This is a genomic window from Bacillus sp. ISL-34, from assembly GCF_018613325.1.
Classification (GTDB): Bacteria; Bacillota; Bacilli; order Bacillales; family DSM-1321; genus Peribacillus.
Window position 1 is genome coordinate 279,892 of sequence record NZ_JAGGQJ010000011.1, and the last position, 13,408, is coordinate 293,299.

Here is a 13,408-nt window from a genome sequence, read left to right on the forward strand (position 1 = left end):
TTCAGCAACAGTGCGCAAAACTGCGGAACCCTGATGTGTTCATAAGACAGATAAAGCCTTGAATTCATATTGATTTCAAGGCTTTCCTTTAGTTATCTTTTTTTTCGATAGTTATATAGTATCACCAAGAGTATGAACCAGATCGGGGTCAACAGCAGTGATAGTCGTGTAGCTTCAGCGAATAGCATAACAAGAAGGATGAATAGGAATAATCCTAAAATGACATAATTGACAAAGGGTGTAAAAGGAGCCTTGAAAGTCGATTTTGCTCTTAGGTCAGGCCTTGTTTTCGAATATTTGATATGGGAGATCAAGATAATGCTCCATACCCAAATGAAACAGATCGCACTGATGGTCGTCACGACGGTAAATGCCTGTTCCGGTATCAGTTTGCTTAATAATGCCCCTATTGATACAACGATTGTTGATGTTAACAAGGCATTGCTCGGAACAGCCTGTTTATTTAATTTTTCCAGTTTAGCAGGGGCCTCGCCATTCCTGCTTAACGTATAAAGTATTCGGCTTGTTGAAAATAAACCGCTGTTGCATGCAGAAGCAGCGGATGTCAAAACGACGAAGTTGATGATCCCTGCAGCGATAGGAATGCCGATTAACGCAAAGACCTCTACAAATGGGCTGCTCGTGGCATCCAGTTGTGTCCATGGGTTGACGCAGAGAATGACGAATAGGGCACCAACATAGAAAAGTAAAATCCGGATAGGGATTTTATTGATGGCAGATGGAATGTTCTTTCTCGGGTTTGCCGTTTCTGCTGCGGAAACCCCTACCAATTCGACACCGACAAATGAGAAGACGACCAGCTGTAAAGATAATAGGAATCCGGAAATGCCATTGGGGAACATGCCGCCATGATTCCATAGGTTCGTTAGGGAAACCGTTCCGGTATTGGTATTGAAGCCGATGATCAAAAGGATGATTCCTACGATGATCAAGGCGATGATCGTGATTACTTTAATGATGGCAAACCAGAATTCCAATTCGCCAAATAACTTAACGGTCAATAGGTTCAATCCTAACAGAATGACTAGGCATATTAGAGCCGGAATCCATTGAGGGATATCGAACCAATATTGTACATAGACACCGACAGCTATGATATCGGCCATAGCTGTCATGATCCAACAGAACCAATATGTCCAACCTGTCACGAAGCCGGCCCATGGACCGACATATTCGGTTGCAAATTCAGTGAATGATGAATAACCTGCGTTGGATAAGAGCAATTCCCCTAGTGCCCTCATCACAAAAAACAAGGCAATCCCTATTATCAGATAGGAAAATAAAATAGAAGGTCCTGCCAATTGTATGGCTTTTCCGGAGCCTAAAAATAATCCGGTGCCAATGGTTCCTCCTATTGCAATCAGTTGTACATGTCTATTTTTTAAATCTCTTTTTAATTCTTGTTTAGCCAATTCGTACGCCCCCGTCTTTTATAGTCTTGGTAGTGAATGATTTTACCTGCATGGTATTGGAGAGAGGGACGTGATTTTTTCGCCCGGCTTGCCTTTCCCATTGGTTTTAAAGTTTTTGTTTTTAGTCCAATCACAAAATGGACAATAAAAAAAGAGATTGGATAATACCAATCTCTTAAAGGGCTCAGAATAACAATTTTATCATTCGTTACTCTTCTGTCCTTTTGCCTGAGATTGTGAATCCTTCGGCGCTGCATCTTGTACAGTCTCTCCAGAAGCTGCTCCTGCTATAGTGTCATCCATAGCATTCATCGCTTGCTTGTATGCGGTTGTGAGTAAATGTCTGTCAGTGATTATCTGCCACTGCTGGATCATTCATTATGCTTATAAAATAATATTGGAATTCTATCATCTATTTTTGGGTAGGTCAACAAGTTTTTTTGAAGTGAAACAGGCATTATCTGCAGTTTTATAATGGTCTTGATTTTATTAAGGTACTTGAAAAAGTTTATTTTTTGGCTGATCACTATTATGAAATATTGATCATCATTTTTTTAAAATGATATTTTTAGATTAGGAAAATTGCCAAGATATATTTGGTAACTGTTTATTTGAAAAATACAATTGTATTTTTACAGAATATTTACTATTATAAGATAAGAAAACATAATTGAAGTGTTATTGATATTTTTTTCGATAGAGCATTTCTAACCGCAATAATTATTAGAGAGTCGTTCGTGGCAAGGATAGAAAAGCATTACCGATATTGCATCTGGGGGAGTTAAACATGTCGAACAAGGAATTAAAGAGAGGGCTGGAAGCACGTCATATTCAAATGATAGCTTTGGGCGGAACCATCGGTGTCGGGTTATTCATGGGATCTGCAAGCACGATCAAATGGACCGGGCCCTCTGTAATGCTTGCTTATGCCATCGCAGGTATTTTTATATTTTTCATCATGCGTTCCATGGGTGAGATGCTATATTTAGAACCGACTACAGGTTCTTTTGCAACCTTTGCGAGCAGCTATATACATCCCTTGGCAGGTTATATGACTGCTTGGAGCAATTGGTTTCAATGGGTAATCGTCGGAATGTCCGAAATCATAGCGGTTGGGTTGTATATGCAATATTGGTTCCCGGACTTACCTGCTTGGATACCAGGTGTGGTCGCCATGATCATCTTGGGGGCGGCAAACCTCATTTCCGTTAAATCCTTCGGGGAATTTGAATTCTGGTTTGCGCTTATAAAAATCATAACGATTATATTGATGATCATTGCCGGTCTAGGCCTTATCTTCTTTGGAATAGGGAATGGCGGGGATGCGATTGGATTATTGAATCTTTGGGAAAATGGCGGCTTCTTTACGGGAGGCTGGACAGGATTCTTCTTCGCGCTTTCCCTAGTCGTGGCTTCCTATCAAGGCGTTGAGCTTATCGGGATTACAGCCGGAGAAGCGAAAAATCCAACGAAGACCGTAACAAAAGCGATCCAATCAATCATATGGCGCATTTTAATTTTCTACATTGGAGCCATATTCGTCATCGTGACAGTCTTCCCTTGGGATCAACTGGATGACTTAGGCAGTCCATTTGTTTCGACCTTTGCCAAAATAGGTATCACTGCAGCGGCAGGCATCATTAATTTTGTCGTGATCACTGCGGCAATGTCTGGATGCAACAGTGGGATATTCAGTGCGGGACGTATGCTTTACACACTGGCATTGAATGGCCAAGCTCCGAAAATCTTTGCTAAAGTATCAAAAAATGGAGTACCGGCATATTGCACGATTGCAGTACTTTTAGGATTGGGCATCGGGGTTATCCTGAATTACCTTGCACCGCCGCAATTATTCCTTTATGTGTACAGTGCGAGTGTATTACCCGGGATGATTCCATGGTTTGTCTTACTTATCAGTGAGCTTAAATTCAGAAAGGTGAATGCCGCTGAAATGGAGAAGCATCCGTTCAAAATGCCATTGGCCCCTTACAGTAACTATGCGACAATTGCCTTTTTACTGATGGTGCTGGTCGGTATGTGGATCAATCCTAGTACAAGGATTTCCTTGGTTGTCGGGATCGTTTTCCTAGCCTTGGTCGTGGCAAGCTATTACATGCTGAAAATGGATAAACGAACACCATTGGATGTTAAATCCGATGATGAGATTTCGGGATAAGAAATACTATTAGAAAGCCCTTCTCTTAATTCGAGAAGGGCTTTTTTGTCTTTGGGGATCAATTATTGGAATTCACGAGTAAAGTCGTGGAATTCACGAGTAAACAGCGAAATTCACGAGTAAAGTTGGAATTCACGAGTAAATCGGTGGAATTCACGAGTAAAGTCGTGGAATTCACGAGTAAATCGGCGAAATTCACGAGTAAAGTCGTGGAATTCACGAGTAAATCAGCGAAATTCACGAGTAAAAGCGTGAAATTCACGAGTAAAAGCGTGGAATCCACGAATAAATCGGCGAAATTTAAGAGTAAAGCCGTAAAACTCACGAGTAAAACAGCCAAATTCACGAGTAAAGCCAATTTGACCCCATAAAAAGGGATGCCAGCAGGGGGAATGAATCCAAAAGCTATGGAATGTGTCTTCCTGCCAGATTTTTTCATAGGATGTAACATCTTTACCCGAGAAAGGGGTTATATTTTGGAAAGAACAAAGCTTACCGGGCGGGTCGTCACACCTAATGATGCTGAGTATGAGCATGCCAGGAGCCCTATTTTGGTAATACATATCTTGGACTTAAAAAATAACCCCATGAGTCATCAGGGGTTATTTTTAACTTACATTTGATAATACTTTTTTGCTGGCGATCTATTCGGTTCTTTTTGAATCAGTTTGCTGCTGGAATCAATCCTTTATGAATGGAGACTTCCTGAATGGCACGGTAGACGGTTTCGACCATGAAATCGAGTTCCTTTTCTGACATGGAAAGGATCGGCATCATCGTGATGACTGGACCAAGTTCCCGGATGATCAGGCCATTTTCCCGTGCTGTATGGATGATTCCGGAAACGACATTCTCTTGGAGGGTGAACGTTTCTTTTGTTTGGCGGTCTTTAACGATTTCCACTCCAATCATGAAGCCGCGCTGGCGAATATCGCCGACTATCGGAAGTTCGTATAGCGCTTGCAGTCTTTGTGATAGATATTTAGATTTTTTCTGGATGTCTTTAATGAGATTGCGGCTTTCCATCAGCTCGATATTCTTCAGGGCCAGTGCACAGGCAAGCTGATTTCCTGTATAGGTGTGGCCGTGATAGAAGGTTTTATGCTCTTCCCGTTCTCCCAAGAAGGATTGAAAGACCTGCTCGTTCATGATGGTGGCGGCGAGTGGCATATATCCCCCAGTGATCCCTTTGCCCATACACATGATATCAGGGACGACGTCTTCCTGTTCGCAGGCAAACATTGTACCGGTGCGACCGAATCCTACGGCCACTTCGTCACAAATTAAGAGGATATTGTACTTTTTGCATAATTGTTCGACCTTTTTCAAAAAGCCCTGGGGATGGGTTATGATGCCTGCTGCTCCCTGCACCAGCGGTTCGATGATCAATCCTGCAATTTCCTCTGATTGTTTCTGCAGTAACTTCTCCAGTTCCTTCAAGCAATGGTTTTTCACCGCTTCTTGATCTCCATACTCAGTCATGTGATAGGCATATGGTGAAGGGGCGGAAATCCGTTGAAATAAGAGGGGCTTAAAGATTCTATGGAATAGATCCATACCGCCCACACTCACAGCCCCGACAGTATCGCCGTGGTATGCTTCGTCAAGTGAGACGAATTTGTTTTTATTCTGATGCTTGACGGGGTCGATATTCTGCCAATATTGATAAGCGACTTTAAGGGCGATTTCCACAGCGGCAGATCCCGTGTCAGAGTAGAAGACTTTAGATAAAGAACCAGGAGTGATCTCTGCCAGTTTTTTTGCCAGTAAGATCGATGGTACATTCGCAGATCCCAGCAGCGTGGAGTGCGCGACTTTATTCACTTGCTCAATAAGGGCGCCGTTTAGTTCCGGCTCGTTATGCCCGTGCACATTCACCCATAATGAAGCATAGCCGTCGAGGTAGCGTTTGCCATCCACATCAATCAGGTAGCTGCCTTCGCCGCGCTCGATGATCAGCGGTTTGCTTTCCCGATACGTTTTCATTTGTGTGAACGGATGCCATACATATTCCTTATCCCATTGTTCTAAATCCTGACTGTTCATGCTTTGAACACCTCTTTCAGTTGTTGGGTATAATCTTGGTCACCAAGTAAATCAAGGATGCAGCTCCTCAAGTCTTTTCTAACATCGGCAAGTGTAGGGATGCAGGCGAGGCCATTCAGCCCAGTAAGCTTTTCAATGGTTTCGATATTGTCTTGATGAATCCGATCTTCTGGCCGGTAATGGTTATATAAAATGGTTATCACGTTTATATCATGAACTTGGGCATAAGTATGGGTCGTCGCGACATCATGGATCGCCCCTAAACCGCTTGTGGATACGAAGAGGACGGGCATGCCGCAATCCCTAATGAAATCCGCCGTCATATAGAAACCTTCCGTTCGTTCAATAAGCGGCACAGCCAATCCGCCAGCGCCCTCGACCAATACGATGTCATACATTTCCTCAAGTTCTTGAACCCTTTCCACGACTTTCTTCTCATCGATTTGACTACCGGTTAATTTAATCGCCAAATGTGGGGAGGTTTCGGGTTTCAGTGTGTAAAACCCTGAATCCTTTACACCGAGTTCCTGCTCAAACCAAGATATATCCGGGTATGTATTATTTTCCTCATTGATTCCAGTTTGAAATGGCTTGAATATCGTGACGCTTTTTCCCAATGTTTGAAGAGACAGATAGAGTGCACTCGTGACGACGGTCTTTCCAATATCCGTGCCAGTTCCGGTTATAAAGTAGGCTTGGCCCATGGATGATTCAGCTCCTTTACGTTTATATATCTTGCAATGCGAGGACGTACTAGTTGAATGATGACAGTACATAGAATGCACAGCAGTAAATCACCGGGTACAGGTAACAAGAAGCCGTAAAGAATCGTTTGGTTGATTGAAAGCGGCGTTTCCACAATCCACTTCATCGCACCGTACAGCCAGATGCAGCCGAAAAGGTAAACTGTCAGCAAAGAGGCAGCATTAGCAAAGAATATGGAACGAATCGTGGAGAGGGTAAACCGGTTGATCAGCCATCCATTTACATAGGCTCCCAGTATATATCCGAGCAAATAGCCGAAGGTGGGTTTGAATATATAGCCGAATCCCCCGCCTTCAGCAAACACGGGCACCCCGATAAGTCCGATCAAGACGTAGCATAACTGACTGAGCATCCCAAGCCGGGGCCCCAATAATGCGCCTGCCAAATAGACTGCCAGAATTTGCAGTGTGAATGGTATGTAAGGGATAGGTATCTTGATAAAGGCGCCAATGGCAGTTAACGCTGTAAAAAGGGCCACATAAGAAATCGTCCTTGCTTTCAAGTCTTCAACCTCCTTTTTTTGGGTGGCAGAATGCCCACTATTAGTTTGCCTGATTCCTATTTTATATGTCAACTAATATATTATTTAGTTAACATATAAAATGCCTGCTTTCTCGGGATTTAAAGGACATACTAGGAAAATATTGAAAAAAGACCATTGAATAATATTTTGTTTGTATGTTATTATTCTATCGATATGTTAACTTAAAATATTTTAGGTTAACAAATCTAAAGGCTTATCGTTTCATTGCCAGGCAGTATTGATACTGCTAAATGTTAAGTGCTGCCCATTGTGGTTGATGGTGTACATGTGACCGCTTGGTTGGAAGGGAAAGTGGATTGGAGATGGAGACACTCGCGGTTGGAGCAGTATGTTGATATATCTCGGGCAGCAGGTCTTTATTTAGGAATTACATAGTCACGGAATCCATGCACCACACTTTAATGGCAACACATCAGGAACAACAGATGTGATTTAGCGTGGGAATGATCCAATCCGTTCCAAGGGTTTCTGGTAATTAATCGCGGAAGATTCATGGGAAGGAATATACAACATTAAAGAAAAGAGGGATTAGGTTTGGAAACATTGGTAAGGGATTGGAAGATGTTAGCGGAGAACGTTATCAAAGGATATAAAGTGACGGAGGAAGAGGCATTATCCATCGTACAAGCTCCAGACGAAGAGGTTTTGGAAATATTGAATGCAGCCTATCTCATACGGAAGCATCATTATGGGAAAAAAGTTAAATTGAATATGATCATCAATACGAAATCAGGATTATGTCCCGAAGATTGCGGCTACTGCTCGCAGTCGATCGTATCGGAAGCCCCAATCGATAAATATGCTTGGCTGACGAAAGAAAAGATTGTCGAGGGAGCGCAAGAGTCAATTCGTCGCAAAGCCGGTACTTATTGCATCGTTGCGTCTGGGCGGCGTCCGACCAACAGGGAAATCGATCATGTCATTGAAGCGGTAAAAGAAATCCGCGAAACGACGGATCTTAAAATCTGCTGCTGTTTAGGTTTCCTGAATGAGGAACATGCCGGCAAACTAGCGGAAGCAGGCGTTCATCGCTACAACCACAACTTGAATACATCACAGGAAAACTACAGCAAAATTACATCGACACATACATATGAAGACCGGGTAGATACAGTCGAAGCTGTGAAAGAAGCCGGAATGTCCCCATGTTCTGGTGCCATTTTCGGTATGGGGGAATCTGAGGCGGAAGCGGTGGAAATCGCTCTATCCCTACGCAGCCTTGATGCAGATTCCATTCCTTGTAATTTTCTCAATGCAATTGACGGAACGCCGCTTGAGGGAACTTCCGAGTTGACCCCCACTAAATGCCTGAAATTGATTTCGATGATGAGATTCGTTAATCCGAGTAAAGAAATCCGTCTGGCCGGCGGTCGTGAGGTCAATCTCCGTTCCATGCAGCCCATGGCACTGTATGCAGCCAATTCCATCTTCGTCGGCGATTATTTAACGACAGCAGGTCAAGAACCCACAGCGGATTGGGGAATCATCGAAGACCTCGGATTCGAAATTGAAGAATGTGCTTTATGATAAAAAAGATTTTAGAAAAACAATATGGATTAAAAAAACACCCTTAGGGTGTTTTTTTCAGTTTGTCGGCAAAAGTTCCGATTGGGGTCGAAAAAATTCGAGAACGGTCGAATAAAGAGCGTGGAAGGTCGAAAAAATTCGAGAACGGTCGAATAAAGTGCGTTGAAGGTCGAAAAAATTCGAGAACGGTCGAATAAAGTGCGTTGAAGGTCGAAAAAAGTACTGTGAAGGACGAAAAAAATCGTGTACGGCCAAAAAAAGCTCCGGATGAAATCAACTGGAACTTTTTTAAAAGAAAAAACTGCAGGCAAACTGGATTTTCTTCGAATTTGCCGACAAAAGGAGGTTCGGAATGCTCTCACCCCGAACCATGATTATAAAACAAGACGCAGATTATACTTAATGTTTTTTTACTATAATCCTTATTGGATTGAAGAAATTTGCGACACTCCTGCCGAATAACTGGCTAACCGAGACCCCACAGCCGCTAGCGGCAAGGAGGCTTGGCAGGCAGTCGGCGGAAAGGGAGCGGATTTCTAAAATCAACTGGAATGTTTTTAAAGAAAACTTGGTTATCCTTAATGTTTTACTATAATCCCTATTAGATTGAAGAAATTTGCGACACTCCTGCCGAATAACTGGCTAGCCGAGACCCCACAGCCGCTAGCGGCGAGGAGGCATGGAAGACAGTCGGCGGAAAGGGAGCGGATTTCTGAAATCAACTGGAATTTTTTTAGAAAACCCCGCTTTCTTCAAATTTGTCTACAGTCCGGGTGTTTTATTAATGTGCTGTAAGAGAGCTAGTGGTCAGTCAACCTTTACAAAAATAAAAAAATGATAGATAAGTGAAAATAATGAAAAAAAAATGCTAAATTGTAAGAAGAGGTTTTTTTTATGAATTACCTGAATAAAATAACATTTGCTGCATTGTGGTAAATGAATATGATATAGGGAAAGGATCAGTATTGGTAATATCAATAATGAGAGGATAGTTTTGTGTGATGCATATATGGCTGATTAGTTTTATTATTTTATTATTGCTATTAATATTTTATACTATTATCCCAACGGTGCTTATTCGTGGATGCAGTCTGGGAATAATAAAAAGAATCAATTCGAATAATGGGATGGCGCTAACTTTCGATGATGGCCCAAACCCTGAATATACGATAAAATTACTTGATCTTTTAAAAGAGTATGAGATAAAGGCCACATTTTTTGTTGTTGGCAGTAAAGTGAAAAGTAATCCTGAGATTATTAAAAGAATGCATGAAGAGGGACATACTATAGGGATCCACCATTATCATCATGTTTCAAGTTGGGTGCTATCCCCAATCCATCTACGGAAACAGTTGGAAATGACTGAAAAGGCGATAAATGAATGTACGAATGAAAAGGTGGTTTTTTATAGACCTCCATGGGGCCATTTTAATTTGTTCAACCCATTTTTCAGTAAGAAATATAGAGTGATAATGTGGTCCGGCATCTTCGGGGATTGGAAAGTCAAAAATTGCAAAAATACTTTGCTTGATCAACTGCGAGGCACTTCGACAGAAGGTTCCATTCTGTTGCTTCATGACTGTGGTGAAACATTGGGAGCGGATAAAGAAGCACCAGGCTATATGATTGAAATGTTAAAAATTTACCTACAGGAGAGTAAGGAAAAAGGAACACACTTTATTACTTTAAAAGACTTATAACTAATTCTGGGGGTATTATGAATATAGATACGCTTTTACATTTTATTGAATCATATGGATACCTGATCATTTTTCTTTTTTTATTCTTTGGCATTGTGGGAGTGCCTGCTCCAGAAGAATCGCTTCTATTTCTGATTGGGGTGTTGGCTGTCCAAGGTAAGCTCTCACTGGGCTTAGCAATGCTTTGTGCAATTTTCGGCGCCTTTATCGGAATGCTTGCAGCTTATGCATGCGGAAAATATGTGGGGTATCCATTTATAAATAAATTTGGAAGATTCATTGGGATTACGAGTGAACGCTGGGAGAAAGCAAAGAAAAACTATACGGATAATGCACAAAAAACCTTAGTATTGGGATTTTATATTCCGGGGATAAGACAAATTAGTCCATATTTCGCAGGAATCTCTTCTATACCCTTTCGGAAATACTTCCTATTTTCCCTATTAGGCACTATACTCTGGACCGTCCCTTTTATAGTGGCCGGTTATTATGTCGGGGATGCTTTTAATGTTAATCCCAAATATGTTCCATATTTAGGGCTTGTATTTTTAGTTATTTTTGTACTATATGTTACTATCAAATACATTAAAAAGAGAAAACAAATGTCCAAAAGTTGAGTCGGCTCCTTATTAAAAACGTTGGAATTATATTGTAAGAGGAAGATATCATGAACTATATATTTCGTATTTTCAGAATGATTTCTTAGGAGATGACACATATGAAGAAAGTTTTGTTTTTACCTCTCTTTCGAATGCAGTCGGGACATCATCAAGTTGCAGAGGCATTAATGGATATGTTAAAAAAGCATTCAAATGGGATTACCTATAAAAAAATCGATTTAATCAGTTATACCAATACCTCTCTAGAAAAAATCATCACAAATAGTTATCTAACATGGATCCGTTATGCGCCGGAAACCTATAATCTTGCCTATAAGAATCTGTTTTATGTTCACTCGCCAAAGGAACGGATATTTAAATGGTATCAGCAATTATTCATGAACAAAATGGAACAATTGATAGAAGAAGAAAAGCCTGATCTAATTGTGTGTACACACGGTTTCCCTTCCTATCTTTTGAGTCAGCTAAAGATGAAAGGAAAGTGCAGCACACCGGTTATAAACGTGTACACGGACTTCTTTATTAATAATGTGTGGGGAAGCGAAGGAATAGATGCCCATTTTCTTCCAAGTCAAGAAGTGAAAGAAAAGCTGATGAGTAAGCGTCAAATACCAAAACAGACGATGATGGTCACTGGCATACCCGTGCACGAGGAAATAACCAAAAATGCTTCTGTACAAAAAAACAAAGTACGGCCAAAAATTTTGATATCCGGAGGAAATAGCGGTCTGGGCGGGATCTTGAACTTAAGTGATGAGTTAAAGACTTCAGCCGACTTTGATTATTTAGTTCTTTGCGGAAATAACACCAAGCTGTATGAAGAAATCGATACATGGAATTTACCTCATATCAAACCACTGCCTTATATTTCATCAAGGGTTGAAATGAATAAGCTTTATGAAGAAGTTGACGCAATCGTTACGAAACCCGGCGGTGTCACGATTAGCGAAGCATTGCGGAAAAGGCTTCCCATTTTTGTTCATTCCAGGCTTCCAGGGCAGGAGGAAATTAATCTGCAGTATTTAAAACAACAAGGCCTTGTATTTAAACTTAATCAGAAAAAGCCTTTTGAAAAACAATTGCTGAGTATATTAAAAGATCAGAAAAAAATGACAAGGTGGAGCACATCCATAGAAGCCTATCATAAGGAAATAGAGTTGGAGAAACCTGAGGGAATAGTGGAGGTCATGAAATTGATCCTTAATCTTAATCAAAATGGTACACCTTCCTATCTAGCCCGACAGCCCAAACTTCTTTTTAGCTAAATGTATGGTGTTCTCACTGGTAAAAGAATGAATACGGAAGGCTGCTGAATTAGCAGCCATCCTATAATGAAAGGTCTGAAGAAGGGTGACTTTGAAGAAAACATACCTTATGATTTTTTCGATTATGCTGCTTGCGGCAGCGGTCGCAGGTTGTTCAAGTGGTGAAGCGGAAAAAACGGAAAAGAAGGCGCAAGCCGGAGGAAAAGTCGAATTGACGGTTTCCGCAGCTGTAAGTTTGGAAGATGCCTTAAATGATATAAAGAAGTCTTTTGAAAAAGAAAATGCAAATGTGGAAGTTCATTATAACTTTGGAGCCTCTGGAGCTCTTCAGCAGCAGATATCCCAAGGCGCACCTGTTGACCTGTTTTTCTCAGCTGCAGAAGATAAATTTGATAAATTAGTAGAGGAAGATCTTATAGAAGAGAAAAAAGGAATCGATTTAGTCGGCAATGACCTGGTGCTGGTGGTACCAAAGGATTCCAAAAGGGAAATCGGATCGCTGGAAGACCTCACAAAGGCCGCCAAAATTTCGATTGGCACTCCAGAGTCTGTACCGGCAGGGCAATATGCGAAACAAACTTTGGAAAACATGAACCTCTTTAAAGAGGTTGAAGATCGATTGGTATATGCAAAGGATGTCCGGCAAGTGCTTACATATGTGGAAACGGGAAACGTGGACGCAGGCCTCGTCTATAAAACGGATGCGCTCAACTCATCAAAAGTTGAAATCATTGCAGCAGCCCAGGCAGATTTACACGATCCGATCATATATCCCGTCGGAATGATCAATAACCTGGATCATGACAAGGAAGCCAAGCTATTCTATGACTATCTCCAAACGGAAGCCTCCATGAAAAGCTTTGAAAAATACGGATTTAAAAATTTGAAATAACCACCAATCTGGTGGTCTTTTTTTTATGCATCTCAAGTAATATTAGGTATATTTTCCTTTATATTGAAACATCGTCTCGCTTTAAACGTAAGAATAAGAACATCCATGTATTCATCACTCAACTAAATCGGATTTTCAGCCTAAAGCGAGGATAATTCGACCCAAAGTGCGGATAATCCGACCTACAAGTCAATAATTCGGCCGCTGCGTGAAAAGAAACTTGTGACAAAAGACGGACAGCATATTTCTGTCCTCGGGCTTCCAGTGTGAATGGTTCCATTCTCAATTCGGATGGATGTATTTACATCTGCCAAGAAGAGGTAATAGAAAATGGTTTTAAAAGGGACGAAGTTATGGGAACCCCAATAGTGGCATTGATTTAGGTTAACGAGAAGGATTTAAATAAAATGAGCTTTGTAAGAATTAATAGATAAAGAAAC

The 13,408-nt window shown here is 41.2% G+C and carries 11 protein-coding genes and 1 riboswitch; of the genes, 6 read left to right on the top strand and 5 right to left on the bottom strand.

The features are described from left to right. Positions 1 to 92: 92 nt before the first annotated feature. On the bottom strand, positions 93 to 1,433 hold the full coding sequence (locus J7E52_RS11325; RefSeq protein WP_214746113.1) for an amino acid permease: 1,341 nt from the start codon (positions 1,431 to 1,433) through the stop codon (positions 93 to 95). A 206-nt stretch (positions 1,434 to 1,639) separates the two neighbouring features. Beyond that, positions 1,640 to 1,718, bottom strand: a riboswitch (glycine riboswitch). 502 nt (positions 1,719 to 2,220) lie between these two features. On the opposite strand from J7E52_RS11325, the gene J7E52_RS11330 reads away from it, so the two are divergent. Beyond that, positions 2,221 to 3,609 carry an amino acid permease gene (locus J7E52_RS11330; protein WP_214746115.1) on the top strand — a complete coding sequence of 463 codons (1,389 nt, stop codon included), beginning with the start codon at positions 2,221 to 2,223 and terminating at the stop codon, positions 3,607 to 3,609. A 58-nt stretch (positions 3,610 to 3,667) separates the two neighbouring features. Here J7E52_RS11330 and J7E52_RS11335 read toward each other — a convergent pair whose 3' ends face one another. From J7E52_RS11335 to J7E52_RS11350, 4 genes are all read right to left on the bottom strand, one after another. Then, positions 3,668 to 4,048 carry a hypothetical protein gene (locus J7E52_RS11335; RefSeq protein WP_214746118.1) on the bottom strand — a complete coding sequence of 127 codons (381 nt, stop codon included), beginning with the start codon at positions 4,046 to 4,048 and terminating at the stop codon, positions 3,668 to 3,670. Between the two features lie 224 nt (positions 4,049 to 4,272). Further along, positions 4,273 to 5,655, bottom strand: coding sequence for an adenosylmethionine--8-amino-7-oxononanoate transaminase (gene bioA, locus J7E52_RS11340; protein WP_214746120.1), 1,383 nt, complete (start codon positions 5,653 to 5,655; stop codon positions 4,273 to 4,275). Further along, a complete protein-coding gene (gene bioD / locus J7E52_RS11345; protein ID WP_214746124.1) occupies positions 5,652 to 6,359 on the bottom strand; it encodes a dethiobiotin synthase in 708 nt (235 codons plus the stop codon). The genes bioA and bioD overlap by 4 nt, the downstream gene beginning before the upstream one ends. Then, positions 6,338 to 6,922, bottom strand: a complete 585-nt coding sequence (locus J7E52_RS11350; RefSeq protein ID WP_214746127.1) for a biotin transporter BioY — start codon at positions 6,920 to 6,922, stop codon at positions 6,338 to 6,340. The genes bioD and J7E52_RS11350 overlap by 22 nt, the downstream gene beginning before the upstream one ends. Positions 6,923 to 7,525: 603 nt before the next feature. On the opposite strand from J7E52_RS11350, the gene bioB reads away from it, so the two are divergent. From bioB to modA, 5 genes are all read left to right on the top strand, one after another. Continuing rightward, positions 7,526 to 8,491: a biotin synthase BioB gene (gene bioB / locus J7E52_RS11355; RefSeq protein WP_053537392.1), complete on the top strand. Its 966-nt coding sequence runs from the start codon at positions 7,526 to 7,528 to the stop codon at positions 8,489 to 8,491. Positions 8,492 to 9,492: 1,001 nt separating this feature from the next. Further along, a complete protein-coding gene (locus J7E52_RS11360; protein ID WP_214746357.1) occupies positions 9,493 to 10,191 on the top strand; it encodes a polysaccharide deacetylase family protein in 699 nt (232 codons plus the stop codon). A gap of 17 nt (positions 10,192 to 10,208) precedes the next feature. After that, positions 10,209 to 10,808: a DedA family protein gene (locus tag J7E52_RS11365; RefSeq protein ID WP_214746130.1), complete on the top strand. Its 600-nt coding sequence runs from the start codon at positions 10,209 to 10,211 to the stop codon at positions 10,806 to 10,808. 101 nt (positions 10,809 to 10,909) lie between these two features. Next, positions 10,910 to 12,076 carry an MGDG synthase family glycosyltransferase gene (locus tag J7E52_RS11370; RefSeq protein WP_214746133.1) on the top strand — a complete coding sequence of 389 codons (1,167 nt, stop codon included), beginning with the start codon at positions 10,910 to 10,912 and terminating at the stop codon, positions 12,074 to 12,076. A gap of 91 nt (positions 12,077 to 12,167) precedes the next feature. Beyond that, positions 12,168 to 12,968 (top strand): molybdate ABC transporter substrate-binding protein, encoded by an 801-nt coding sequence (gene modA, locus J7E52_RS11375; protein ID WP_214746136.1) that lies wholly within the window; start codon positions 12,168 to 12,170, stop codon positions 12,966 to 12,968. Positions 12,969 to 13,408 lie beyond the last annotated feature (440 nt).

What these genes read in the sequence shown, in the direction of transcription:
- bioD (WP_214746124.1), bottom strand. Translation starts at nt 6,359, where the DNA reads ATGGGCCAAGCCTACTTTATAACCGGAACTGGCACGGATATTGGAAAG.
- bioB (WP_053537392.1), top strand. Translation starts at nt 7,526, where the DNA reads ATGTTAGCGGAGAACGTTATCAAAGGATATAAAGTGACGGAGGAAGAG.
- J7E52_RS11335 (WP_214746118.1), bottom strand. Translation starts at nt 4,048, where the DNA reads ATGAAAAAATCTGGCAGGAAGACACATTCCATAGCTTTTGGATTCATT.
- J7E52_RS11360 (WP_214746357.1), top strand. Translation starts at nt 9,493, where the DNA reads ATGCATATATGGCTGATTAGTTTTATTATTTTATTATTGCTATTAATA.
- bioA (WP_214746120.1), bottom strand. Translation starts at nt 5,655, where the DNA reads ATGAACAGTCAGGATTTAGAACAATGGGATAAGGAATATGTATGGCAT.
- J7E52_RS11365 (WP_214746130.1), top strand. Translation starts at nt 10,209, where the DNA reads ATGAATATAGATACGCTTTTACATTTTATTGAATCATATGGATACCTG.
- J7E52_RS11330 (WP_214746115.1), top strand. Translation starts at nt 2,221, where the DNA reads ATGTCGAACAAGGAATTAAAGAGAGGGCTGGAAGCACGTCATATTCAA.
- J7E52_RS11370 (WP_214746133.1), top strand. Translation starts at nt 10,910, where the DNA reads ATGAAGAAAGTTTTGTTTTTACCTCTCTTTCGAATGCAGTCGGGACAT.